At 47.5% G+C, this 25,030-nt stretch carries 19 protein-coding genes, 1 tRNA gene, 3 rRNA genes, 1 other RNA gene and 1 other annotated feature; of the genes, 6 read left to right on the top strand and 18 right to left on the bottom strand.

Annotation, left to right across the window (positions count from 1 at the left end; translation table 11 throughout):
• Positions 1-82: 82 nt before the first annotated feature.
• The 5 genes from recR to ffs form a co-directional block, all read right to left on the bottom strand.
• A complete protein-coding gene (recR, locus tag SporoP33_RS09460) occupies positions 83-679 on the bottom strand; it encodes a recombination mediator RecR (protein ID WP_081243481.1) in 597 nt (198 codons plus the stop codon).
• An 11-nt stretch (positions 680-690) separates the two neighbouring features.
• Entirely contained in the window at positions 691-1,011 is a 321-nt protein-coding gene (locus SporoP33_RS09455) for a YbaB/EbfC family nucleoid-associated protein (RefSeq protein ID WP_081243480.1), read from the bottom strand.
• Between the two features lie 21 nt (positions 1,012-1,032).
• Positions 1,033-2,787, bottom strand: a complete 1,755-nt coding sequence (gene dnaX, locus SporoP33_RS09450) for a DNA polymerase III subunit gamma/tau (RefSeq protein ID WP_304442084.1) — start codon at positions 2,785-2,787, stop codon at positions 1,033-1,035.
• A gap of 79 nt (positions 2,788-2,866) precedes the next feature.
• The gene (locus SporoP33_RS09445; protein WP_196796918.1) at positions 2,867-3,319 is read right to left on the bottom strand and encodes an S-ribosylhomocysteine lyase; all 453 of its coding nucleotides are present in this window, start codon (positions 3,317-3,319) and stop codon (positions 2,867-2,869) included.
• Between the two features lie 125 nt (positions 3,320-3,444).
• Positions 3,445-3,710, bottom strand: an RNA gene (gene ffs / locus SporoP33_RS09440) — signal recognition particle sRNA large type.
• Between the two features lie 167 nt (positions 3,711-3,877).
• Between ffs and SporoP33_RS09435 the strand changes: the two genes are divergently transcribed.
• The gene (locus SporoP33_RS09435; RefSeq protein ID WP_081243477.1) at positions 3,878-4,102 is read left to right on the top strand and encodes a hypothetical protein; all 225 of its coding nucleotides are present in this window, start codon (positions 3,878-3,880) and stop codon (positions 4,100-4,102) included.
• Positions 4,103-4,143: 41 nt separating this feature from the next.
• Positions 4,144-4,236: transfer RNA gene (locus SporoP33_RS09430), tRNA-Ser, on the top strand.
• 139 nt (positions 4,237-4,375) lie between these two features.
• Here the strand turns inward: SporoP33_RS09430 and thrB are convergent.
• Genes thrB through SporoP33_RS09415 form a run of 3 tightly spaced genes read right to left on the bottom strand, consistent with a single transcriptional unit; the run spans position 4,376 to position 7,620 of the window.
• A complete protein-coding gene (gene thrB, locus SporoP33_RS09425) occupies positions 4,376-5,272 on the bottom strand; it encodes a homoserine kinase (protein ID WP_081243476.1) in 897 nt (298 codons plus the stop codon).
• Positions 5,272-6,330 (bottom strand): threonine synthase, encoded by a 1,059-nt coding sequence (gene thrC / locus SporoP33_RS09420; protein ID WP_081243475.1) that lies wholly within the window; start codon positions 6,328-6,330, stop codon positions 5,272-5,274. Before thrC ends, thrB begins: the two co-directional genes overlap by 1 nt.
• 6 nt (positions 6,331-6,336) lie before the next feature.
• Positions 6,337-7,620: a homoserine dehydrogenase gene (locus SporoP33_RS09415; RefSeq protein ID WP_081243474.1), complete on the bottom strand. Its 1,284-nt coding sequence runs from the start codon at positions 7,618-7,620 to the stop codon at positions 6,337-6,339.
• A gap of 154 nt (positions 7,621-7,774) precedes the next feature.
• Between SporoP33_RS09415 and SporoP33_RS09410 the strand changes: the two genes are divergently transcribed.
• Positions 7,775-9,139: an aspartate kinase gene (locus tag SporoP33_RS09410; protein ID WP_081243473.1), complete on the top strand. Its 1,365-nt coding sequence runs from the start codon at positions 7,775-7,777 to the stop codon at positions 9,137-9,139.
• A 45-nt stretch (positions 9,140-9,184) separates the two neighbouring features.
• Here the strand turns inward: SporoP33_RS09410 and SporoP33_RS09405 are convergent, their stop codons facing one another.
• Positions 9,185-9,835, bottom strand: coding sequence for a deoxynucleoside kinase (locus SporoP33_RS09405; RefSeq protein WP_081243472.1), 651 nt, complete (start codon positions 9,833-9,835; stop codon positions 9,185-9,187).
• The gene (locus SporoP33_RS09400; RefSeq protein ID WP_081243471.1) at positions 9,822-10,469 is read right to left on the bottom strand and encodes a deoxynucleoside kinase; all 648 of its coding nucleotides are present in this window, start codon (positions 10,467-10,469) and stop codon (positions 9,822-9,824) included. The genes SporoP33_RS09405 and SporoP33_RS09400 overlap by 14 nt, the downstream gene beginning before the upstream one ends.
• 174 nt (positions 10,470-10,643) lie before the next feature.
• On the opposite strand from SporoP33_RS09400, the gene tadA reads away from it, so the two are divergent.
• Positions 10,644-11,144, top strand: a complete 501-nt coding sequence (tadA, locus tag SporoP33_RS09395) for a tRNA adenosine(34) deaminase TadA (protein WP_081243470.1) — start codon at positions 10,644-10,646, stop codon at positions 11,142-11,144.
• Positions 11,145-11,169: 25 nt separating this feature from the next.
• Here tadA and serS read toward each other — a convergent pair whose 3' ends face one another.
• Complete coding sequence (gene serS / locus SporoP33_RS09390) at positions 11,170-12,453, bottom strand: serine--tRNA ligase (RefSeq protein ID WP_081243469.1); 1,284 nt, start codon at positions 12,451-12,453, stop codon at positions 11,170-11,172.
• A gap of 68 nt (positions 12,454-12,521) precedes the next feature.
• Positions 12,522-12,729 (bottom strand) — a binding site (T-box leader).
• A 252-nt stretch (positions 12,730-12,981) separates the two neighbouring features.
• Positions 12,982-13,827, bottom strand: a complete 846-nt coding sequence (gene pdxS, locus SporoP33_RS09385) for a pyridoxal 5'-phosphate synthase lyase subunit PdxS (protein ID WP_081243468.1) — start codon at positions 13,825-13,827, stop codon at positions 12,982-12,984.
• 100 nt (positions 13,828-13,927) lie between these two features.
• Here pdxS and SporoP33_RS09380 point away from each other — a divergent pair, with 100 nt between their 5' ends.
• On the top strand, positions 13,928-15,343 hold the full coding sequence (locus SporoP33_RS09380) for a MocR-like pyridoxine biosynthesis transcription factor PdxR (protein WP_081243467.1): 1,416 nt from the start codon (positions 13,928-13,930) through the stop codon (positions 15,341-15,343).
• A 16-nt stretch (positions 15,344-15,359) separates the two neighbouring features.
• On the opposite strand, the gene SporoP33_RS09375 is transcribed toward SporoP33_RS09380, so the two are convergent.
• The 3 genes from SporoP33_RS09375 to SporoP33_RS09365 all read right to left on the bottom strand — a co-directional run bounded on the left by SporoP33_RS09375 (position 15,360) and on the right by SporoP33_RS09365 (position 18,940).
• Complete coding sequence (locus SporoP33_RS09375) at positions 15,360-16,718, bottom strand: D-alanyl-D-alanine carboxypeptidase family protein (RefSeq protein ID WP_081243466.1); 1,359 nt, start codon at positions 16,716-16,718, stop codon at positions 15,360-15,362.
• Positions 16,719-16,885: 167 nt separating this feature from the next.
• Complete coding sequence (gene guaB, locus SporoP33_RS09370) at positions 16,886-18,352, bottom strand: IMP dehydrogenase (protein WP_081243465.1); 1,467 nt, start codon at positions 18,350-18,352, stop codon at positions 16,886-16,888.
• A 105-nt stretch (positions 18,353-18,457) separates the two neighbouring features.
• Positions 18,458-18,940 carry a glutathione peroxidase gene (locus SporoP33_RS09365; protein WP_081243464.1) on the bottom strand — a complete coding sequence of 161 codons (483 nt, stop codon included), beginning with the start codon at positions 18,938-18,940 and terminating at the stop codon, positions 18,458-18,460.
• A 94-nt stretch (positions 18,941-19,034) separates the two neighbouring features.
• On the opposite strand from SporoP33_RS09365, the gene SporoP33_RS09360 reads away from it, so the two are divergent.
• A complete protein-coding gene (locus SporoP33_RS09360; protein WP_155961330.1) occupies positions 19,035-19,781 on the top strand; it encodes a hypothetical protein in 747 nt (248 codons plus the stop codon).
• On the opposite strand, the gene rrf is transcribed toward SporoP33_RS09360, so the two are convergent.
• The 3 genes from rrf to SporoP33_RS09345 all read right to left on the bottom strand — a co-directional run bounded on the left by rrf (position 19,776) and on the right by SporoP33_RS09345 (position 24,706).
• A 5S ribosomal RNA gene (rrf, locus tag SporoP33_RS09355) occupies positions 19,776-19,891 on the bottom strand. The two genes, SporoP33_RS09360 and rrf, sit on opposite strands and share 6 nt — an antisense overlap.
• Before the next feature lie 73 nt (positions 19,892-19,964).
• Positions 19,965-22,893, bottom strand: a 23S ribosomal RNA gene (locus tag SporoP33_RS09350).
• Between the two features lie 260 nt (positions 22,894-23,153).
• A 16S ribosomal RNA gene (locus SporoP33_RS09345) occupies positions 23,154-24,706 on the bottom strand.
• The 16S, 23S and 5S rRNA genes sit together here, the layout of an rRNA operon.
• Positions 24,707-25,030 lie beyond the last annotated feature (324 nt).

Here is a 25,030-nt window from a genome sequence, read left to right as displayed (position 1 = left end):
GCCCTTTCTTTCCATAGATACTTATTTATATGCGTCTCTGAAGAGAATTAGTTCACCCGCTCTCAAACTTTCCTGACGTTCTTTATAATTCCCGGCGGCCTTCCAGTGCTCTGGACAAGGTAACTTCATCTGCATATTCCAAGTCCCCGCCGACAGGCAAGCCGTGTGCGATCCGTGTTGTTGTGATTCCAGACGGCCTTACCAGCCTTGAAATGTACATTGCTGTTGCTTCCCCTTCTATAGTAGGGTTCGTTGCCAGAATTAATTCCTGCACTTCATCGTCTTGCAGTCTTGTCAGCAAAGAGGGAACATTGATGTCCTCCGGCCCAATGCCGTCCATCGGCGAGATGGCGCCTTGGAGCACATGGTACAGTCCCCGGTAATCTCTCATTTTCTCCATGGCAATGACGTCTTTTGGATCTTGCACGACACAGATAGTCGAGCGGTCCCTTGATTGGTCTTGGCAGATATAGCACGGATCGATATCCGTAATATGGCCGCAGACTGAACAGAATTGCAAGTTACGCTTTGCATCGACCAATGCTTTGGCAAAGTCCAGCACGGTGTCTTCCTTCATACTTAATACAAAAAACGCCAGACGACCCGCTGTTTTGGGGCCGATGCCTGGCAATTTCATAAAACTGTCCATTAATTTAGATATAGGTTCAGGATAATGCATTATACAGCCTCCTAGAACATCCCAGGCAAGTTCATTCCTTTGGTGAATTGGCCCATAGTGGAGTTCGTGATCTCTTCTGCTTTTGAAATGGCTTCATTTGTAGCGATAACAATTAAGTCTTGTAGAATTTCTACGTCTTCCGGGTCTACTGCTTCCGGATCGATAATAACTTCCAGCACTTCTTTATGGCCCGATACGATTACTTTTACCATACCGCCGCCCGCTGTACCTTCCATTCTTTCTTCGCCTAAGCTTTCCTGAGCTTCTGCCATCTTCTTTTGCATTTTCTGCATCTGTTTCATCATGCCTTGCATATTTCCCATTCCACGCATAAATAATTCCTCCTCAGTAATTTACTCTTCTATAGTAATAAAATCTTTCCCGAACATTTTTTCCGCCTCTGTTACGAGGGGATCTGCATCTTCCAGTGTTGCTTCTTCCATAAATGCGGAAGCAGGCTGATCTGCGTTTGATGTCTGCGAATTATTTTGGTCCTTCTGATTTCCCAATCCATTTTTCCTGATGAAATCGGCACGGACCTGCAGCCAGCTTTCTTCAGCTACATATACCACTTCATAGCCTTTGCCTGTGCGCTGTAATAACGCATCCGATAAGCCTGCTTGTAATGTAGCATTTTCTGATGCCATCAGGCAATGAATCTCATACTTAAATTTCAGCACGAAGGCCGTCTCCGATGCCGCCACCGGCTCGGTCTCTTCCAATAAAGCAGCATGGGAACGCTGCAAGCTTTGCATCATTCCTGCCCACTGCTCACGGATTACTTGAATATCGGACTTCGTCGCCGCCTTCAGTACCTCCACAATTTTGCCTGTAGGCACTTTCGCTGACCTGGAAGCGGATGACGCTGCTCTTCGTGCAGGTGCTTGGGCTTCCGCCGCGGTTTGCTGTACGGCTCCTGATGCAAGCTGCTGCTGAAGCTGTCTGACCGTCTGTTCCAGCACCGTCAGTTTCTGCGCCATTTCCGGGTCAGCCGCAGCGGCGGATACCGGCCGCTGTTCTTCTGAATGAATCATTTTTAATAAAGCCGATTCGATATATACTTTCCCGTGATTGGAGAAACGCATTTCTTGCTGTGTTTTAGAAAGTATATCGATGTTCCTGTACAGTTCATCCGGATGGAACTCCTGAGCGAGCTCTTTAAACTTCTCCCCGTCAGAAATCAATTCCAGCAGGTCTGTCAGTTCTGGGGCCGTTCCCAAAAGCAGCAGGTCGCGGAAAAATGTTATCATATCTTCCGCCAGTCTTCCGATATCTTTTCCCTCTGCAATTAATTGATGCAGTAAAGATAATGCTGACCCGGCGTCTTTCGACTGGATCGCTTGTGCCAGCTGATAAAAGATTTCTTCACCGATTGCTCCGGTCACCATCAGTGCATCATCTGTCGTCAGTTCATCTCCGCTAAACGAGACTGCCTGGTCAAGCATGCTGAGTGCATCCCGCATTCCGCCGGTTGCAGCCTGCGCAATTGCACGCAATGCACCGGCCTCTGCTTTGACTTCAATATCAGCAAGCACCTTTTCCATACGCGTAATGATTTCAGAAGCCGTAATCGGTTTGAAATCAAATCGCTGGCACCTGGAAATAATAGTAAGAGGCAGTTTATGCGGTTCCGTCGTTGCCAGGATGAATACAACATGCGCAGGCGGTTCTTCCAGTGTTTTCAGCAATGCGTTAAATGCCGAATTGGAAAGCATATGCACTTCATCAATGATATAAACTTTGAAACGCGCATTGGAAGGAGCCACATGAACACGCTCGATAATGTCTCTGATCTCTTCCACACGCGAGTTGGAAGCCGCGTCAAACTCTGTCACATCCGTATTGGAGCCTTCGGTGATACTTTTACACGTTTCACATTCATTACAAGGCTCCGCGGCGGGACCATTTTCACAGTTCAGTGCTTTTGCAAAAATTTTCGCCGCACTTGTCTTTCCTGTTCCGCGGGGTCCTGAGAACAGATAGGCATGCGTCGTCTTCTGATGGAGAAGGGTATTTTGCAGGGTTTGCTTAATCGCCTGCTGACCAGACATTTCACCGAAAGCCTGCGGTCTGTAAGCGCGGTATAGTGCTTGATAAATCAACTGCATTTCCCCCTTTTCTCCAGTTGCATAATACTTCTATTATATCATGAAACCTGATTTTTTTACTGTTAATCGCTTGGATATCTTATGCAAATACTTCTGTCCACTCGTCCTTCTTATCCAGCATCGTGCGCGCAATTTCTTTTGCGCCTTCGAGACTGTGACTCGCCGCCCAGCCGCATTGCACTTCGTTGCACGCCGGCACTTCTGTCGCTTCCAAGACGTCATTTAATGTTTTCTCTACTATAGAAAGGATATCATCATAGTCTTCATGGTTGATGACAGCCAAATAATAACCCGTCTGGCAACCCATTGGGCTGATATCGACGATTTGATCTGAATGGTTCCGGCTGAATTCCGCCATCATATGCTCCAGCGAATGAAGTGCCGGCATATCCATATGATCTTTATTAGGCTGACAGAAACGAATATCATACTTGGAAATCTTATCGCCATTTCGTCCTTCTGAAGTTCCCGCTAATCGAATATAAGGTGCTTTCACTTTCGTGTGATCCAAATTAAAACTTTCTACGTTCATCTTTTTCTCGGACACTGTAAATCGCTCCCTCTCAATATATACGTGCTACTCCGAAGTATACACTATTTCCGGGACAGAAAAAACTCGCCCATCGTAAAATGGGCGAGTGAATGGTTAAATTAATGCCGTGCACCTTCCTTCGACTGCCGCACATAAGCGTTACTCTTGTCGTTGGCTCGGCCTAGGCTGCCCCGCGGCACATGAGAGAGTCCACTTAATGCTGCTTCCTTCCGGACCTGACATGGTTCATGGGTTCCCATTGCGCAGGACCCAGGCGTCAACACTACGTGCAAAAGGCAGACCCTACATACGGACAGCCTCGAGAAGGAGTTCAGTCTTGCTAGAGCGGATTGCAAGTTACAGGGCACCGCTAATTCCCCACCTAGCACGGCATTTTCTATTATACCCATAGTTAATAATGAATGCAACGGTAAACCCCGCATCTTTTTGGAATGACTTCTGTAATTACTTTTATTTGCAGCAAAATACATTGAATATCATTTGGCTGGGAAACCCGTCTTATGCTATGCTAATTGAAAATTCAGCGAGGTGAACAGTATGAATGACTCCAAACGATTTGAACTGCGTTTCCGTAATCCTGAAGTGCGAATCTATGCAGCTGTCGTGTTGCCTGCTGTTATACTCGGTCTGCTCGTCATTCTTTTCTCCGGTTCTGAATTTAACTATCTGTTTGCCGCTCTGCTGCAGTCCGCCGCGCTTGCCGGTTTTTATAGCTGGCGCTTTATTTTTCGCAGAAAAGAAAAGTTTAAAGAAAGTGGTTGACACTTTATAAAACACGTGGTAAAGTATTACTTGTCCAATACGGAGGAATACCCAAGCCCGGCTGAAGGGATCGGTCTTGAAAACCGACAGGGGTGTTAAAGCCCGCGGGGGTTCGAATCCCTCTTCCTCCGCCATATTTTAGACATTACACGTTACTTGATGTAACGTTTTTTTATTGCATAAAATTGAGGCAAACGTGTCCGTTATTCCACGGCGAAATTTCTTTGCCTATCTAAAAACAGCGTCAGGGCCGGTTTGGTCCTGACGCTGTTTTTATTTTGTTATGAACGCTCCAGTTTCTGCCGGCTGCAGAGCCAGCGCCTGGTAATGCGGGAAGCGCTGATTTAGTGATGCTGCCACTTGCTGTTCTGTTTCAGGCGGTACAGCAATGAATAATGACGGTCCCGCTCCACTGATTGTCATGCCATACGCACCCGCCTCTTTGCAGGCAATGCGGATTTCATCGAAATTAGGAAACCCGACCTTTCTGTACGGTTCGTGATACAGATCACGTTCCATCATTCGCCCGGCGGTCACCCAGTCAGCTTGCGCAATTGCGGCAGTCATGACACTTCCTGCCGCACTTCCGCGCACTGCATCTTTATGTGCCAGCTGTTCAGGAAGCAAGCCGCGTGAAGCTTCTGTTTTTAAAGCTACTGGCGGAACCAGAATAACGATGCCGATTGGAGGTGCAGGGAAAGTCAATACTTCCATTTCATCTTCGGTAAAGTATGAAACTGTCATACCGCCAATCAATGCCGCCGTTACATTATCCGCATGTCCTTCAAGCTCACTGCCGATCCGCAGTTTATCTTTCGGGGACAATTGCAGTCCTGTCAGCTCACTTGCAATTTCTATACCCGCTGCAATAGCTGTGGCGCTGCTGCCCAGACCTTTTCCTAGCGGTATATCCGAACGCACTGCCAGCTTTTGCGGTGAAACCTGTTGATCATACCGCGCCGCCACCTGCTGGATGGTCTGTACAATTAAGTTTGTTTCATCCGTTGGAAGTGCAGCATATTCCTTATCTTGATATAAAACATACCATTGATCAGCCGGTGCAACTTCTATCGACATAGTTAGTGAAAGGGCAAGACCTAAATGATCAAAGCCCGGTCCGAGGTTTGCCGTTGTGGCAGGCACGGTCACTGTAAAACCGGCTTCTAACATTAGTCGTTCCCCTCTTTCAATTCATTCAGGAAGTTATTGAACTGTTCATTTGTCATCAATGGTTTATGTGAATTGACGTTGATTGCTGTTTCCGGATCTTTCAGCCCATTACCAGTCAGGATACCGACAATTGTCGTTCCTTTTTCAATCAATCCTGCGTCGAGACGCTTTTTGATTCCTGCAATTGTTGCGCAAGACGCAGGTTCAGCGAAGATTCCGTCTGTTGCGGCAAGCAATTGATACGCTTCCAGAATTTCTTCGTCCGTTGCGGACAGGATATCTCCGCCTGATTCTTCAAGCGCCTGAGTTGCTAAATGCCAGCTCGCCGGATTTCCGATACGAATGGCCGTTGCAACAGTTTCAGGCTCATCAAACACACGATCATAAACGATCGGTGCTGCACCGTCTGCCTGCACACCGAGTAATTTCGGCGTAGCTGTTCCTTTTTTCTCTGCATACTCTTTGAAGCCTTTCCATGCCGCAGAAATATTCCCTGCATTACCGACCGGCAAAGCAAAGATATCCGGTACGCTGCCAAGCTGTTCGATTGCCTCAAACGCCACCGTCTTTTGTCCTTCCAGACGATATGGATTGACGGAATTCACCAGTGCAATTTTCCCTTCCCCGACTTCACGCACCATGCGAAGCGCTTCGTCAAAGTTGCCTTCAATTGCTACAATCTCCGCACCGTACATTTTGGCCTGTGCCAGTTTACCAAGTGCAATACGGCCTTCCGGGATTACAACAATCGTACGCATGCCTGCACGCGCCCCGTAAGCTGCAGCTGCAGCAGACGTGTTGCCTGTTGATGCACAAATCAGCGCTGTCTTTCCTTCTTCCTTCGCCTTTGCAACTGCCATTACCATACCGCGGTCTTTAAATGAGCCCGTTGGATTCGTTCCTTCTGTTTTCACATATAGGTTGATTCCCCACTGTTTCGATAAATTCTCTAAGTGGATCAGCGGCGTATTACCTTCCTGCAATGTTAACGCGGGTGTATTTTCTGTCACCGGCAACCACTCTTTATACTCTTCGATCAATCCATTCCATCTTCTCATAATTCCTTATTCTCCTTCCACCCGGTAATGACTTGTAATGTCAATGACCGCTGGTGTATCTTTTAAGTCTTTTAAAATGTCTAAATGCTGCTGACGTGAAATTTTATGTGTAATGAAAATTAAGTCTGCACCTTCTTCATGCCGGTCAGAGTCTTGCACGACTGTCGCAAGACTTGCTTTATGATGACTGTAGATAGAAGTCAGTTCCGTCAGTACACCCACTTCATCGCGGACTGTAATGCGGTGGAAATAGCGCGCATACTTCTGTTCGTCTGTTTTTACTTTGCGCTCGAATTGCGGTGCGTGCAATCTCTTGCCCTTGACGCCAAGCAAGATATTCCGGCAAGCCGCGACCACGTCGCCTGTTACAGAAGTGGCTGTCGGAAGTGAACCTGCACCCGGTCCGTAGAACATCGTCTCACCTACTGCATCACTGTATACGTATACTGCGTTGAACTCATTATTGACTGTTGCAAGCGGATGCGAGTTCGGAACAAATACCGGTTCTACCGCCACCTCAATACCTTCTTCGTCTTTCTTCGCAGAACCTGTCATTTTAATTGTATAGCCAAACTGCTCAGCAAGCTGCAGATCACCGTCTGCAATTTCTTTCATGCCGCGGACAAACACATCATCAAGATCCACTTCTGTAGAGAATGACAGAGAAGCCAGAATTACCATCTTGCGCGCTGCATCAAGGCCGTCTACGTCTGCTGACGGGTCTGCCTCTGCAAATCCGAGCTCTGTTGCTTCTGCCAACGCGTCTTCATAGGTCTTATTTTCATGCTTCATCTTTGTTAGAATGAAGTTAGTTGTCCCATTAACGATTCCTGTCAGCGCAGTAATCCGGTCAGCTGCTAATCCATCTTCCAGTGTACGGATCAGCGGGATACCCCCGCCTACACTCGCTTCATATAATAGATCACATTTGTTTTCATCCGCTAACTTCAATAATTCAGGTCCCGATTCTGCCATTACATCTTTATTTGCTGTAACCACACCCTTGCCTGCTTCCAATGACCGGCGAATTGCTTCGGATGAACCGCCTGTTACTTCTATAATCAGATCAATTTCAGGGTCATTCAGCACTTCATCGAGTGATGTAGTGAACTTTTCTTTAGGTATCACGCCATTACGTTTTTTATCAAGATTTTTAACGACTACTTTCTTGATCGACACAGGAACACCCAGCTTGTGCTGCAAGTCTTCCTGGTGGTTGTGCAAAATTGTTGCCACACCGCTTCCTACAACTCCATAGCCCAGCAAACCAATACTAATTTCATTTTTCATTTGACGATTCTCCTAACTATATGTACACTATGAAAAAACAATCGTTCTTTGTATAAGGACAATTATAGAGAATTCTGCCTTTAATAACAACCCGTTTTCACGAATCTTCTAAATTTAGATAGATAATCTCAAAACAGATAGGATATGGTACTTTATGAAAGTTTGTAAATTTGGCGGTACGTCCGTCGCATCAGCCGAACAAATTCGGAAAGTGGTCGACATTGTCATGTCCGATCCATCGAGAAAAATCGTTGTTGTCTCTGCGCCAGGTAAACGTTCTTCTTCTGACATTAAGGTGACGGATCTGCTGATTAACTTGGCAGACACTTCACTTGCCGGTCAAGATACAACAGAAGCTTTGAACAAAGTTGTCGGCCGTTATAAAGAGATTGCCGAAGGACTAGGTCTGGATGAAGAAATTGCTCAGGTCATCGAACAAGATGTAATCAGACGTCTTAACAAAGATCAATCAGATGATGTTCTATACGTAGACAGTTTAAAAGCTGCCGGTGAAGATAATAATGCAAAATTGATTGCGGCTTACTTTCAGCATATTGGTGTGGAAGCAGAGTACGTGAACCCGAGAGACGGCGGGTTACTCGTTAATCAGCGTCCGGAACGTGTGCGTGCCCTTCCAGAAGGTAATGAAAAGCTTTGTAAACTGCGCGATAAAGAGGGCATTATTGTATTTCCGGGCTTCTTTGGCTACACAGAAGACGGAACATTGCGTACGTTTAACCGCGGGGGCTCCGATATCACAGGTGCTTTACTAGCTGCTGCAACGAATGCAGAACTTTACGAAAATTTCACCGACGTGGATTCCGTTTTTTCGGCAAATCCGACTGTTATTGAAAACCCGCGTGCAATCGACGCTATGACATATCGGGAAATGCGGGAACTGGCGTATGCGGGCTTTTCCGTGTTCCACGAGGAAGCACTGGTGCCGGCATTCCGTCATAAGATCCCTGTTTGCATCAAAAATACGAATAATCCAAGTGCGCCAGGCACAATGATTGTACGGAACCGTGACCATAACTTGCAGCCTGTTGTAGGAATTGCAGCGGACAATGGTTTCTCCACACTTTTCGTTGATAAATATCTGATGAATCTTGAAATTGGTTTTGGCCGTCATTTACTGGAGATTCTCGAAGAAGAAGAAATCCCGTATGAGCATACGCCATCCGGTATCGATAATCTGTCAGTCATCATTCGTGATGAACATCTGACTCCTGAAAAAGAAGCACGGATCCTAAAGCGTATTGAAGAGGAATTGCATCCCGATGATGTACATTTCCAACGTGATTATTCAATGGTTGTATTAGTCGGTGAAGGTATGCGTCATGCAAGAGGTCTTGCAGCACGTGCTGCATCCGCCATTGCCCGGACAGGTGCAAATATCGAAATGATTAATCAGGGATCTTCAGAAGTCAGTTTGGTATTTGGTATACAGGAAAAAGATGAAAACATTGTTCTTCGTGAACTATACCAAGAGTTTTTTACTGAAGTCCCTGCGCATTAACAGAGAAGCGACATCCTTTACGTTTAGGAGCGACATCCTTTACGTTTAGGATGTCGTTTTCTTTATTGTCTTTGCAATTTTTTCAATAACCAATTCGATATCGTCTTCATTTGCTAATAAATCATAATCCGTAATATTCAGGCGAACAACCGGACATGCTGTGAATGAATCAATCCATTGCTCATACCGCCGATACATCTCTTCCCAGTAGCTGCGCGGTGTCTGCAGCTCCATATCCCTGCCGCGTTCTTCAATGCGGTCCAGAATCGTCTGCATCGGGCCTTCTAAATAAATCAGCGCATTCGGATGCGGAAAATACGGCGTCATAACCATCGCATCGTATAGGCTCATATACGTTTCAAAATCGACGGCTTCCATCGTCCCCTTATCTGCATGCATCTTGGCGAAGATCCCTACATCTTCGTAAATAGAACGGTCTTGTACAAATCCGCCGCCACTCTCGAAGATATGCTTTTGCTCTTTAAAACGTTCCGCTAAAAAGAAAATCTGCAGATGGAAGCTCCAGCGCTCAAAATCGTCATAAAATCTTTCCAAGTATGGATTCTCTGCAACATTTTCCAGCGACTCTTGAAAACCAAGCCGCTCAGCAATCGCATGAGCCATGGTTGACTTACCTGCCCCAACCATTCCTGCTACCGCAAATACACTATTTGACGGAATATCATATGACTTCATTTGAATTCAAACCTTTCTCAACTGCTTTGCCCACTTTATGCAATATCTCATCCATATCTTCTTTGTTTCGCACATAGTCCATCTCATCGCCATTTATATGAATGACAGGAATGTCAGGATATGTCCTTTCAAACTCCGGCAAATACGTACGGTAATCGTCCGCCAGCTGCTGTAAATAATCTCGGTCCATATCAGCTTCATATGATCTTCCCCGCTCATCAATTCGCTGCAGCAGCGTCGGCAAAGTCGCGGACAATGAAATAACGATATTCGGCATCGGCAGATCTTTCGTCAATATATGATAAATTTCTTTATACTTCACGAAATCATTCGATTCCAGTGTGCGCTGGGCAAACAGCATGTTTTTGAATACATGGTAATCCGCCACGACTGGCAATCCATTGGAAATATACTCTTTATTAATTTGTTTCAGTTGCTCATAGCGATTACAGAGAAAAAACATTTCCGTCTGGAAACTCCACTTTTCTTTATCTTGATAAAACTGATCCAGAAAAGGGTTCTCCCCACTGATTTCTTGCAGCTGATTAAATGAAAAGGCTTCAGCAATTGCTGCGGTCAATGTAGTCTTCCCTACACCAATGGGGCCTTCTACTGCAATAAATGGGACAAACATTCACCACTCACCCTTTCCTTTCGTTGCATGTCCTATTTTAGCATATTCGGCTGTGCAGAATGACATTAATATTAGACAGTTCCATAGTTTTCATTCATACGTTTCACGTGGAACATTTCAATGATTGATTTTGATAAACCTCATGATAAACTGATGTCAGGGAGTGAATAGCCAATGAAAGATGATGTGTATTATATGCGGTTGGCAATAGAAGAAGCTGAAAAAGCAGCTGCACTCGCCGAAGTGCCAATTGGTGCAGTTATTGTGCATAACGGAGAGGTCATTGCAGCCGCGCATAACTTGCGTGAAACCACACAAAATGCCGTCACACATGCCGAGCTGTCTGCTATCCAGATTGCCTGTGAAAAGATAGGCAGCTGGCGTTTAGAAGACACTGTATTATACGTTACACTTGAACCTTGCCCTATGTGTGCAGGCGCCATTTTGCAGTCACGTATTCCCCGGGTGGTCTACGGCGCACGTGATCCAAAAGGCGGCTGTGTCCGCACTTTCTACCAGCTCCTCAATGACCCCAGATTCAATCATGAATGTGAAGTCACTGAAGGCGTACTCGGAGAAGAGTGCGGACAACTTTTAACCCGCTTTTTCCGTTTGCTTCGAGATAAAAGAAAAGCAGAAAAAAAAGAAGCCAAGCGCCTCGAGTCAGACTCGTAAGGGCCGGCTTCTTTTCTTTTCATGTTTATTTTGGCGCCTCGATTTTCTCTTTTCCGCCCATGTAAGGACGAAGCACTTCAGGAATTACGACAGATCCGTCTTCCTGCTGATAATTTTCCAAGATTGCCGCCACTGTGCGTCCGACAGCCAAACCGCTGCCGTTCAATGTGTGAACATACTCGGGCTTTGCTCCAGGCTCGCGGCGGAAACGAATATGTGCGCGGCGTGCTTGGAAGTCTTCAAAATTAGAGCAAGATGAGATTTCACGATAGACATTTTGCGTAGGAATCCATACTTCCAGGTCATACTTCTTAGCAGCCGTGAATCCTAAATCTGCTGTACACATCTTAAGTGCACGGTACGGCAACTTTAATAACTGCAACACGCGCTCTGCATGGCCTGTCAGTTTTTCTAACTCGTCATAAGAATCTTCCGGCTTCACGAAACGGACAAGTTCCACTTTATTGAACTGATGCTGGCGAATCAGGCCGCGTGTATCACGTCCTGCTGATCCTGCTTCAGAACGGAAATTTGTGCTGTATGCTGTGAAAGCAATCGGTAACTTTGCACCGTCCAAAATTTCATCACGATAGAAGTTCGTCACCGGCACTTCAGATGTCGGGATCAAAAAGTAGTCTTCTTCTTCAATCAAGAATGCATCTTCCTCAAACTTTGGCAGTTGCCCTGTTCCCGTCAGACTCGTACGGTTTACCAAATAAGGCGGCAGCATTTCCTCATAGCCGTGCTCTTCCTGATGAAGATCAAGCATGAAGTTGATTAGTGCACGTTCCAGTCGGGCACCCAGTCCGCGGTAAAATACAAAACGGCTGCCAGTTACTTTTGCTGCACGTTCAAAGTCGAGCAACTGCAGATCTGTTCCAATTTCCCAGTGCGGTTTTGGCTCGAAATCAAATTTCGGCAGCTCACCCCATGTGCGCACTTCCACATTATCATCTTCACTGTCCCCTACTGGCACACTGTCGTGCGGAATATTTGGGATGCGCATAAGAACATAATTCAATTCCTCTTCAACTTTCGCAAGCTCCTGGTCATATGCTTTGATTTCTTCACCGACTGTCTTCATTCGCGCGATGACTTCATCTGCATTTTCTTTGTTGCGCTTCATTTGCGCAACTTGCTGTGATACTTCGTTGCGCTCCGCTTTCAGCACTTCTACTTTTGATAATATTTCGCGGCGCTTCTCGTCCAGCCCGCCGAACTTCTCAAAGTCTGTCAGATCTTCCCCGCGCTTGCTGAGTTTTTCTTTTACCTCTTCAAAATTCGCGCGCAATACTTTACTGTCCAGCATTCCATCCGCCTCCTTGTAATTACCTCACTGATAATAAAAAGCAATAAAAAAAGCCCTCCATCCCCTAAAATAGGGACGAGAACTACCCGCGTTGCCACCCAAATTGACTGATTGCCAGCCCACTTGTTTGAGATATCGGCTCAACTGACCGGCACAACCTACTGATTTCAGTTCTGCTACTCCAGGACGGATTCACAACGGTTTTTACCGGCTTACACCATCCGCCGGCTCTCTAAAAAAAACACTGTCGCTACTGCTTCCTATCATCGTGATGTATGTGAAATTAATTATACCATACTACAAATTCTGACTATTGACAAGGGACATGGTGCGTTTTTCTGCAGGATATACAAAGAAACACGAGGCAGCCGTAACGCGAAAAAAACCGCTGCAGCGCACACGGGCGGCACCTTTGACGGGCCGATGGGAACCAAGAGTTGATCCATCCCTGCGCTAACAGCGGGTCTGCAATATTATACGATTTCTATCCAATCCCCAGACAAATCCGGGTACTGGTTCCGCACTAATTCACGAGCTGCGGGTCGCCATTAATTCACTTTCTGAGAGCTTCGAGATTTCCAGACCTTTCATCGGTACACCAATGTTCTTTGAAAGTTCCGCAATCAGCTGATAATCCTGATAGTTAGCCGTTGCCTGTACAATTGCACGGGCAAATGCCTCAGGGTTATCTGATTTGAAAATTCCTGACCCGACGAATACTCCGTCCGCTCCAAGTTCCATCATTAATGCTGCATCTGCTGGCGTTGCGACGCCCCCGGCTGAGTAGTTTACGACCGGCAGACGGCCCGCTTCTTTAATAGCAAGCAATATTTCATACGGTGCACCCAGATCACGTGCTTCCGTCATCAATTCATCCGTGCTCATATGCACCACTTTACTCACCTGTGCATTGATCATGCGCAAGTGACGCACAGCTTCCACAATATTGCCCGTGCCCGGCTCCCCTTTCGTACGGAGCATTTTAGCTCCCTCACCCAAACGTCTTGCCGCTTCACCAAGGTTTCTCGCACCACAGACAAATGGCACTTTAAAGTCACTCTTCAGCAAATGGAACTCATCATCGGCAGGTGTCAGTACTTCACTTTCGTCAATATAATCAACACCCAGCGCTTCCAGCACACGCGCTTCTGAAATATGTCCGATCCGTGCTTTCGCCATTACGGGAATGGATACTGCCTGTTGCACTTCTTCTACAATTCGCGGGTCTGCCATACGCGCTACACCGCCGGCTGCCCGTATATCCGAAGGCACCCGCTCCAAAGCCATGACTGCAATCGCTCCTGCCGCCTCCGCTACCTTTGCCTGTTCTGCATTGATTACATCCATAATAACGCCGCCATAATTGAAATTCATTTTTCTTCCCCCTTTTCTATATTTTCAGTATAATGGAATTTGACCACGTGAAAATAGCCAGTTTGATAATTATTGACGTGGTCAGATGGAGGGAAATACTTTGGATATGATTTTCATTGAGCTTCAAAAGCATTCAGATACACCGCTTTATCTGCAAATATATAATCAAATTAAACAGGATATAATCGACGGCAAATTTCCTGTCGGCATGAAACTTCCTTCCAAACGGCGGCTTGAAGAGTTTCTGAATGTCAGTCAGACGACGATTGAAATGGCTTATGACCAGCTGACCGCAGAAGGATTTATTGCGGCGGAACCGCGTAAAGGCTACTTTGTGCAGGCGATTGAAGAACTGGCTTATGTACAGCCCGTGAAGTCAGAGATGCCTGCTTCTGTGCCCACGGCAACACCTGTGCAATATGATTTCTCACCGGGCTCTATTGATACAGAGAACTTTCCTTTCACTGCCTGGAGGAAATATGCCCGTGATATCATGGATACTGCACACGCGCATCTTTTACTGCTCGGTGATCCGCATGGTGATATTGAGCTGCGCCAAGAAATTAGACGCTATCTGTATCATTCACGCGGAGTCGACTGCACGCCTGATCAAATCATTGTCGGGTCCGGCACAGAGCAGCTGCTGCCGTTAATTATCCGCATATTAGGAGAACAGGCATGCTATGCAATTGAAGACCCCGGCTACCTGATGACGAGGCATGTCTTTTCTGAGAACAGCCGGCAGATGATTCCTGTTGCTGTCGATGAGGACGGACTTGACGTAAAGGCTCTTCAGCGCTCGAATGCGACAATTGCCTATGTTACCCCTTCCCATCAGTTTCCGACCGGTACAGTGCTGACTGCTGCCCGCAGAACTGCCCTTTTGAACTGGGCAGCAACGAATCCAGAATTTTTTATAATTGAAGACGATTATGACAGCGAATTCCGTTACCGCGGCCGTCCCATCCCCTCCCTGCAAAGTATGGATAAAGGGGAAAACGTTATTTATCTCAGTACGTTTACGAAATCACTCATGCCTTCGATGCGGATTGCCTATATGGTTCTCCCGCCGCTGTTATTAGACGCCTATCGGCAAGCCTTTATCCCCTATTCTTCCTCCGTGCCGCGCATCGATCAGCATATTCTGGCACGCTTCATGGCAGATGGACAATTTTCCCGTCACTTAAATCGTATGCGGAAGATTTACCGGCGGAAAATGCATGTACTGACAACCTTGCTGAGGTCATATGAACCGGCTATTTCATTTTCCGGCGATGAAGCCGGCATGCATGTGCTGCTGCATGTGCATACGGAAGCCACGGAAAAGGAGCTGATTCGGGAAGCTCTGCAGTCAGGGATTAAAGTGCGCGGGCTCGAGACATACAGGGTAACGCCGGCACCCTCTTCGCCTTCGTTCCTGATCGGCTTTGGCGGACTTTCTGAAGAAGAGATCAACATTGCAGTTCCAAAACTGCTTGAAGCGTGGAATATAAAAAAAGCAGCCGCACCTGACTAGTGCGCTGCTTTTTTATTTATTCAAACAGACCTTTTACGAAACCGGTCGAACTTTTCCATGCATTGGAGAAGAAATTGCCGATTGCGCCCAATGTTAATGAGAACCAGCCTGCCTTCTGCACATCCTCCGTCGTGATTACTTCTGCGCCGGCAGTTTTTCCGTCAATAAAGTCGTAATCTGAACCGTCTTTTTTCACCAATTTTACATGGCCAATAACTGTGCCTTTTTCAATAGGTGCTTGAATCTGACCGTTCTTTACTAGCTTATCATCGAGTACCAGTTCAGTTTTATAATCTTTTTCTTCATCATTGCGGACCAGCAGGCTGATCGGATTGTTTGTGGCAATTGCCACCTTTTTCTCTTTTCCTTTGACGACATTCAGTGTTTTCTGCTTCTTGAACTGATGCCCTGCCGGCAATAATTCTGTTTCAGAGAATTTATCGAATCCATAATCAAATAATTTACGTGTAGCATCAAAACGTGCTTCATAAGAGCCTACACCTTTTTCATCCACTGCATTCATTACGACGGCAATAACCCGTCTGCCATCACGCACTGCAGTTCCCGTGAAACAATGCCCTGCAAATTCCGTTGTTCCTGTCTTTAAACCATCGATGCCAGGATATTCATAAGCCAGATCAGGCAGCATGAAATTCCAGTTCATCATATCAATGGCGTCACTCGTTCCTTCACGGAAAGTCTTTTTGCTGATTTTTGTCGTATCCAGTACTTCAGGATATTCTTTCAATAAATGATACGCCAATTTGGCAACTGAGCGTGCAGGCATGACGTTTTCATCTTTCCCGCCTGTATTACTTGGATGCATGCCCTGTAAATCACTGTTATTCAGCCCCGTTGAATTAACGAATTTATAATCAGTCAATCCAAGTTCATCTGCTTTTTCATTCATCAAGCTGACAAACTCTTCCTCTGTCCCAGCAATGGACTCTGCAATCGCTATTGTTGCGGCATTCGCTGAGTAAATTGCTACTGCTTCATATAATTCACGAATGGTGTAGGAACCGTCACGGCGCAGCGGGACGTTACTTAAACGGCGGTCCTGGGACACTTTATACGTATAATCTGTCACGTGATACTTTTGATCCCAAGTAATTGTTCCATCTTCAATTGCTTCAAACATCAAGTACTCTGTCAGCATTTTCGTCATACTCGCAATGCCGAGCGGCTGATCCGCATTTTCCTCGTATAATACTTTGCCGCTATCCGCATCTATTAAAATTGCACCGTTTACACGGAGCTCCAATGAAGGTTCATCAGCCTCTTCCGCTGCGGCAGGCGACTGAACTCCACACGTCATTAACAACATCATTGGCACCATCAGCGCTGCCAGCCATCTTCGTGTTACTTTTTTCACTCATCTTACCCCCGTAGTCACAATATCAAAAATTAGTGTACCATATTCAAACGCCGCCGGGTAAGCTTAGCGAAAAAAAACAGACATTCACCCGCAGTTATGGCATATTCCCCTGCTCCATCCCGACGGAAAAAGACAGCGGAAGCATTTCCGCTGTCTTTTATTTATTAGCGCACTGAATAGTTCGGTGCCTCTTTTGTTATTTGTACCTGATGCGGATGACTTTCCAGTAATCCTGCACCCGTCATGCGAATAAATTGTGCATTTTCACGGTGAGCTTCCAAATCTTTGGAACCGCAATAGCCCATTCCCGCGCGAATACCGCCTATTAGCTGATGAATAGTATCTGCCAGCGGCCCTTTGTACGGCATACGGCCTTCGATGCCCTCCGGTACAAGCTTCTTCTCATCCTCTTGGAAGTAACGGTCTTTTGACCCTTTTTCCATTGCAGCAACGGACCCCATACCGCGGTATACTTTAAAACGGCGGCCCTGGTAAATTTCAGACTCGCCCGGACTTTCCGTAGTACCTGCCAGTAAGCTTCCCAGCATAACTGCATGTCCGCCAGCAGCCAATGCTTTGACAATATCACCTGAGTACTTAATTCCGCCGTCGGCAATGATGGTCTTGCCGTATTTACGCGCAACTGTCGCACACTCGTAAATAGCCGTGATTTGCGGTACACCCACGCCCGCTACAACGCGTGTCGTACAAATGGAACCTGGTCCAATACCAACCTTCACCACGTCAGCACCTGCTTCATACAGTGCTTCTGCTGCTTCAGCTGTAGCTACGTTTCCTGCAACAATCGCAAGATGCGGATACTTTGCCCGGATCTCTTTCACTGTGTCAATAACACCCTTAGAATGTCCGTGTGCGGTGTCGATTACTACAATGTCGACTTCAGCCTGTACTAGCTTCTCCAGGCGCGTAGACGTGTCTGCAGTGACTCCGACAGCTGCACCGACCAATAGGCGTCCTGCCTGATCTTTCGCTGCGTGCGGGAACTCAATTACTTTCTCAATATCCTTAATTGTAATCAAACCGTTTAGGATACCATTCTCATCCACAATCGGCAGTTTCTCGATTTTATATTGCTGCAGCATCTTCTCTGCATCTTCTAGTGTAGTCCCTACAGGAGCTGTCACTAAGTTCTCTTTTGTCATGACTTCATCAATGACGATGGAATAATCCTGAATGAATCGAAGATCGCGGTTTGTTAAAATACCAACCAGCTTTTTCTCTTCCATGTTATTAACGATTGGTACACCAGAAATGCGGTATTTACCCATTAAATGTTCGGCATCAAATACTTGATGCTCAGGCGTTAGGAAAAATGGATTTTTAATAACACCATTTTCAGAGCGCTTTACTGTAATAACTTGCTCAGCTTGCTCTTCAATACTCATGTTTTTATGGATAATTCCCACTCCGCCCTGACGAGCCATAGAGATTGCCATCTTTGATTCCGTCACTGTGTCCATCCCAGCACTGATAATAGGAATGTTCAACTTGATATCGTCCGTCAAATTCACAGACAGCGAAACAGCCTTCGGCAATACTTCAGATGCAGCCGGCACCAATAATACATCATCGAACGTCAGACCTTCACGAGAAAACTTTGATTCCCACATTAACTTTCTGCCTCCTAGAATTACTATTGTCAATTCAGATTATTAAAAGGTTATCAGCGACAATGATACGTGTCAAGCCGGATATCTGTAAACTAACTATTCGGATTATTCGTGAAGAAGTTTATCTATAGACTTTTGCATTTTTAAAGGGTTCGTCTGCGGTGCAAAGCGGTCCACTACTTGACCGTCAGAATCAATTAAAAACTTCGTAAAGTTCCATTTGATCCCTTCCGTCAATACTCCCTTTTGCTGTTCTGATAAATAGGTAAAAAGCGGTTCTGCACTCTCACCCTTGACATCAACCTTCGCAAACATAGGAAATGTAACACCGTAGTTTACCTGACAGAAGCTGACGGTCTCATCAATATCGTCAAATTCCTGGTTATTGAAGTTATCGGAAGGGAAGCCTAATATGACTAGACCCTGGTCTTTATATTCTTCATATAGTTCCTGTAACTCTTTAAATTGTTTCGTGAAACCGCATTTACTTGCAGTATTGACAATTACCATTGGATTTCCTTCGTATTCTTTTAGAGATTTATTTTCTCCGCCTGCTGTTTGCACGGTAAAATCATAAACTGTGGTCATTCAGAATCGCCTCTTTTCTTTCTGTCTACTTTACCCGATTATTATATAAAATCATAACAAATTGTTTGAATGGGCAGTTATTTGAATGAAGTAAATGACTCCATTGGCCTTGAAACATCTTTTGCTCGCTGGCACGCTGCTTGTACTCATTCCTCAATTTGTTCATTGGGAAAAGACTGTAGTGTGGGAGGGAATTTTTGAGCGGATGCCGCGTGAGTATGAGCGCTTGGACGGAGGCTTAGAGCGGATGACAATCGAGTATGAGCGCTTGGACGGAGGCTTAGAGCGGATGTCGCGTGAGTATGAGCGCTTCGCCAGGGGCATAGAGCGGTTGCCGGGCGGGTATGAGCGCTTAGCCAGAGGCATAGAGCGGATGTCGGGCGGGTATGAGCGCTTAGCCAGAGGCATAGAGCGGATGTCGAACAAGTATGAGCGCTTGGCCGGAAGCATAGAGCGGATGCAGCGCGGGTATGAGCGCTTAGCAGGAGGTATAGAGCGGATGCCGCATAAGTATGAGCGCTTGGCCGGAGGCTTAGAGCGAATGTCGCGTGAGTATGAGCGCTTCGCCAGGGGCATAGAGCGGTTGCCGGGCGAGTATGAGCGCTTGGCCGAAAGCATAGAGCGGATGTCGAACAAGTATGAGCGCTTGGCCGGAAGCATAGAGCGAATGCCGAGCGGGTATGAGCGCATCGCCGAAGACATAGAGCGGATGCCGCCCAAGTATGAGCGCTTGAACAGCCACTATGAGCGAATGGCCAAAAGAATGAGCGGACAACAGAAAAATATTCTCTCAAAAGCACAAAAAAGCCACTCCCCAAAGGGAATGGCTTCGCTTGCCTAGCAACGTCCTACTCTCACAGGGGGAAACCCCCAACTACCATCGGCGCTGAAGAGCTTAACTTCCGTGTTCGGTATGGGAACGGGTGTGACCTCTTCGCCATCGTTACTAGACTTCTTGAGTAAAGCTTGTTCACTCAAAACTGAATAAAAGACATTGGGTATTTCAAGTAATTTCTTTTTATAATAGGTTAAGTCCTCGATCGATTAGTATCTGTCAGCTGCATACGTCGCCGTACTTCCACCCCAGACCTATCCACCTCATCATCTTTGAGGGATCTTACTTACTTGCGTAATGGGAAATCTCATCTTGAAGGGGGCTTCATGCTTAGATGCTTTCAGCATTTATCCCGTCCATACATAGCTACCCAGCGATGCCTTTGGCAAGACAACTGGTACACCAGCGGTATGTCCATCCCGGTCCTCTCGTACTAAGGACAGCTCTCCTCAAATTTCCTGCGCCCGCGACGGATAGGGACCGAACTGTCTCACGACGTTCTGAACCCAGCTCGCGTGCCGCTTTAATGGGCGAACAGCCCAACCCTTGGGACCGACTACAGCCCCAGGATGCGACGAGCCGACATCGAGGTGCCAAACCTCCCCGTCGATGTGGACTCTTGGGGGAGATAAGCCTGTTATCCCCGGGGTAGCTTTTATCCGTTGAGCGATGGCCCTTCCATGCGGAACCACCGGATCACTAAGTCCGTCTTTCGACCCTGCTCGACTTGTAGGTCTCGCAGTCAAGCTCCCTTATGCCTTTGCACTCTGCGAATGATGTCCAACCATTCTGAGGGAACCTTTGAGCGCCTCCGTTACTCTTTAGGAGGCGACCGCCCCAGTCAAACTGCCCACCTGACACTGTCTCCTGCCCGGATCACGGGCAAGGGTTAGAAGTCCAATACAGCCAGGGTAGTATCCCACCAATGCCTCCTCCGAAGCTGGCGCTCCGGAATCCAAGGCTCCTACCTATCCTGTACAGGCTGCACCGGAATTCAATATCAGGCTACAGTAAAGCTCCACGGGGTCTTTCCGTCCTGTCGCGGGTAATGCGCATCTTCACGCATATTATAATTTCACCGAGTCTCTCGTTGAGACAGTGCCCAGATCGTTACGCCTTTCGTGCGGGTCGGAACTTACCCGACAAGGAATTTCGCTACCTTAGGACCGTTATAGTTACGGCCGCCGTTTACTGGGGCTTCAATTCAGAGCTTCGCTTGCGCTAACCCCTCCTCTTAACCTTCCAGCACCGGGCAGGCGTCAGCCCCTATACGTCATCTTACGATTTTGCAGAGACCTGTGTTTTTGCTAAACAGTCGCCTGGGCCTATTCACTGCGGCTCTCTCGGGCTATTCACCCTACCAGAGCACCCCTTCTCCCGAAGTTACGGGGTCATTTTGCCGAGTTCCTTAACGAGAGTTCTCTCGATCACCTTAGGATTCTCTCCTCGCCTACCTGTGTCGGTTTGCGGTACAGGCACCTCCCGCCTCGCTAGAGGCTTTTCTTGGCAGTGTGAAATCAGGGACTCCGGAGATAAATCTCCTTGCCATCACAGCCTAGTGTTATATGAGAACGGGATTTGCCTCGTTCTCCACCTCACTGCTTAGACACACAACCAACTGTGTGCTCACCCTATCCTACTGCGTCCCCCCATTACTCAAACGGCGGGGAGGTGGTACAGGAATATCAACCTGTTGTCCATCGTCTACGCCTATCGGCCTCGACTTAGGTCCTGACTAACCCTGAGCGGACGAGCCTTCCTCAGGAAACCTTGGGCATTCGGTGGAAGGGATTCTCACCCTTCTTTCGCTACTCATACCGGCATTCTCACTTCCAAGCGCTCCACCAGTCCTTCCGGTCCAGCTTCAACGCCCTTGGAACGCTCTCCTACCATTGACCATACGGTCAATCCACAGCTTCGGTGATCTGTTTAGCCCCGGTACATTTTCGGCGCAGCGCCACTCGACCAGTGAGCTATTACGCACTCTTTAAATGATGGCTGCTTCTAAGCCAACATCCTGGTTGTCTGGGCAACGCCACATCCTTTTCCACTTAACAGATACTTGGGGACCTTAGCTGGTGGTCTGGGCTGTTTCCCTCTCGACAATGGATCTTATCACCCACTGTCTGACTCCCAAACATAAATCATCGGCATTCGGAGTTTGTCTGAATTCGGTAACCCGGGATGGGCCCCTCGTCCAAACAGTGCTCTACCTCCGAGATTCTTTCGTTTGAGGCTAGCCCTAAAGCTATTTCGGAGAGAACCAGCTATCTCCAGGTTCGATTGGAATTTCACCGCTACCCACACCTCATCCCCGCATTTTTCAACATACGTGGGTTCGGGCCTCCAGTCAGTGTTACCTGACCTTCACCCTGGACATGGGTAGATCACCTGGTTTCGGGTCTACGACCCCATACTCATTCGCCCTATTCAGACTCGCTTTCGCTGCGGCTCCGCTTTCTCAGCTTAACCTTGCATGGAATCGTAACTCGCCGGTTCATTCTACAAAAGGCACGCCATCACCCATTAACGGGCTCTGACAATTTGTAAGCGCACGGTTTCAGGTTCTATTTCACTCCCCTTCCGGGGTGCTTTTCACCTTTCCCTCACGGTACTGGTTCACTATCGGTCACTAGGGAGTATTTAGCCTTGGGAGATGGTCCTCCCGGATTCCGACGGAATTTCACGTGTTCCGCCGTACTCAGGATCCACTCTGGAGGGAATGCACTTTCGACTACGGGGCTTTTACCCGCTGCGGCGGACCTTTCCAGGTCGCTTCGTCTAATGCATTCCTTTGTAACTCCGTATAGAGTGTCCTACAACCCCAAGAAGCAAGCTTCTTGGTTTGGGCTCTTCCCGTTTCGCTCGCCGCTACTAAGGGAATCGATGTTTCTTTCTCTTCCTCCGGGTACTTAGATGTTTCAGTTCTCCGGGTGTGCCACGAGTATGCTATGTATTCACATACACGTACTGTCCCATTACGGACAGTGGGTTTCCCCATTCGGAAATCTTCGGATCAAAGCTTACTTACAGCTCCCCGAAGCATATCGGTGTTAGTGCCGTCCTTCATCGGCTCCTAGTGCCAAGGCATCCGCCGTGCGCCCTTTCTAACTTAACCTATAAAAGGTCCAACGTCATCCTAGCGATAGGAATCAGAAGGTTAAAAAGATTGCTTGAACTGCATATGACTATGCAATTCGGTTGATTACTTGATTACTTTCAATGTCGTTTTATCCAGTTTTCAATGAACAAGAAAAAAGCTTTGAACACTCAAAAAATGAGCCTTCAAAACTGAACGCAAAACGTTAACGTGGTGAATCTAAGATTCATCTTCCGAATGTTTCTGTCATATTTCAGACAAGAGAACATAATCCTTAGAAAGGAGGTGATCCAGCCGCACCTTCCGATACGGCTACCTTGTTACGACTTCACCCCAATCATCTGTCCCACCTTCGGCGGCTGGCTCCCGTAAGGGTTACCCCACCGACTTCGGGTGTTACAAACTCTCGTGGTGTGACGGGCGGTGTGTACAAGACCCGGGAACGTATTCACCGTGGCATGCTGATCCACGATTACTAGCGATTCCGGCTTCATGCAGGCGAGTTGCAGCCTGCAATCCGAACTGGGAACGATTTTGTGGGATTGGCTCCCCCTCGCGGGTTTGCAGCCCTCTGTATCGTCCATTGTAGCACGTGTGTAGCCCAGGTCATAAGGGGCATGATGATTTGACGTCATCCCCACCTTCCTCCGGTTTGTCACCGGCAGTCACCTTAGAGTGCCCAACTGAATGATGGCAACTAAGATTAAGGGTTGCGCTCGTTGCGGGACTTAACCCAACATCTCACGACACGAGCTGACGACAACCATGCACCACCTGTCACCACTGTCCCCGAAGGGAAAGGCATGTCTCCATGCCGGTCAGTGGGATGTCAAGACCTGGTAAGGTTCTTCGCGTTGCTTCGAATTAAACCACATGCTCCACCGCTTGTGCGGGTCCCCGTCAATTCCTTTGAGTTTCAGCCTTGCGGCCGTACTCCCCAGGCGGAGTGCTTAATGCGTTAGCTGCAGCACTAAGGGGCGGAAACCCCCTAACACTTAGCACTCATCGTTTACGGCGTGGACTACCAGGGTATCTAATCCTGTTTGCTCCCCACGCTTTCGCGCCTCAGCGTCAGTTACAGACCAGAAAGCCGCCTTCGCCACTGGTGTTCCTCCACATCTCTACGCATTTCACCGCTACACGTGGAATTCCGCTTTCCTCTTCTGTACTCAAGTCCTCCAGTTTCCAATGACCCTCCACGGTTGAGCCGTGGGCTTTCACATCAGACTTAAAGGACCGCCTGCGCGCGCTTTACGCCCAATAATTCCGGACAACGCTTGCCACCTACGTATTACCGCGGCTGCTGGCACGTAGTTAGCCGTGGCTTTCTGGTAAGGTACCGTCAAGGTACAGGCAGTTACTCCTGTACTTGTTCTTCCCTTACAACAGAGCTTTACGATCCGAAAACCTTCTTCACTCACGCGGCATTGCTCCATCAGACTTTCGTCCATTGTGGAAGATTCCCTACTGCTGCCTCCCGTAGGAGTCTGGGCCGTGTCTCAGTCCCAGTGTGGCCGATCACCCTCTCAGGTCGGCTACGCATCGTTGCCTTGGTAGGCCGTTACCCCACCAACTAGCTAATGCGCCGCGGGCCCATCCTTCAGTGACAGCGAGACGCCGTCTTTCAACATTTCTTCATGCGAAGAAATGGATTATTCGGTATTAGCCCCGGTTTCCCGGAGTTATCCCCATCTGAAGGGCAGGTTGCCCACGTGTTACTCACCCGTCCGCCGCTAACTGTTGGAAGCAAGCTTCCAACAGTTCGCTCGACTTGCATGTATTAGGCATGCCGCCAGCGTTCGTCCTGAGCCAGGATCAAACTCTCCATAAGACCGGCCGCCGATTCGCAGCGGATTGCGTCGTCAGTTTCACTCGCTCAGTCGGTCACGTACGTTAGTACGCTCCCTTCTTCGCTCGATCACTTCCTAGCACTCCACTACGACTCGACACCCGATAGAATGAAAAATCGATTAGCTCGAGTTTCATTTGCTGGCATCAATTAAGATACTCATTTTGTTTATGTCATCGCTAGATGCATAAACTGTATTTCGTTAACGTTTTGCTGTTCAGTTTTCAAGGTTCATCTGGTTGGTCTCTCGTAAGAGGCAACTTTCTAATAATAACATCTCACTGTTTCGTTGTCAACACTTTTATT

The sequence above is a fragment of the Sporosarcina sp. P33 genome, from assembly GCF_002077155.1.
Classification (GTDB): Bacteria; Bacillota; Bacilli; order Bacillales_A; family Planococcaceae; genus Sporosarcina.
Note: the sequence above shows the minus strand (reverse complement) of the source record. Positions and strands in the feature narration are given on the sequence as shown.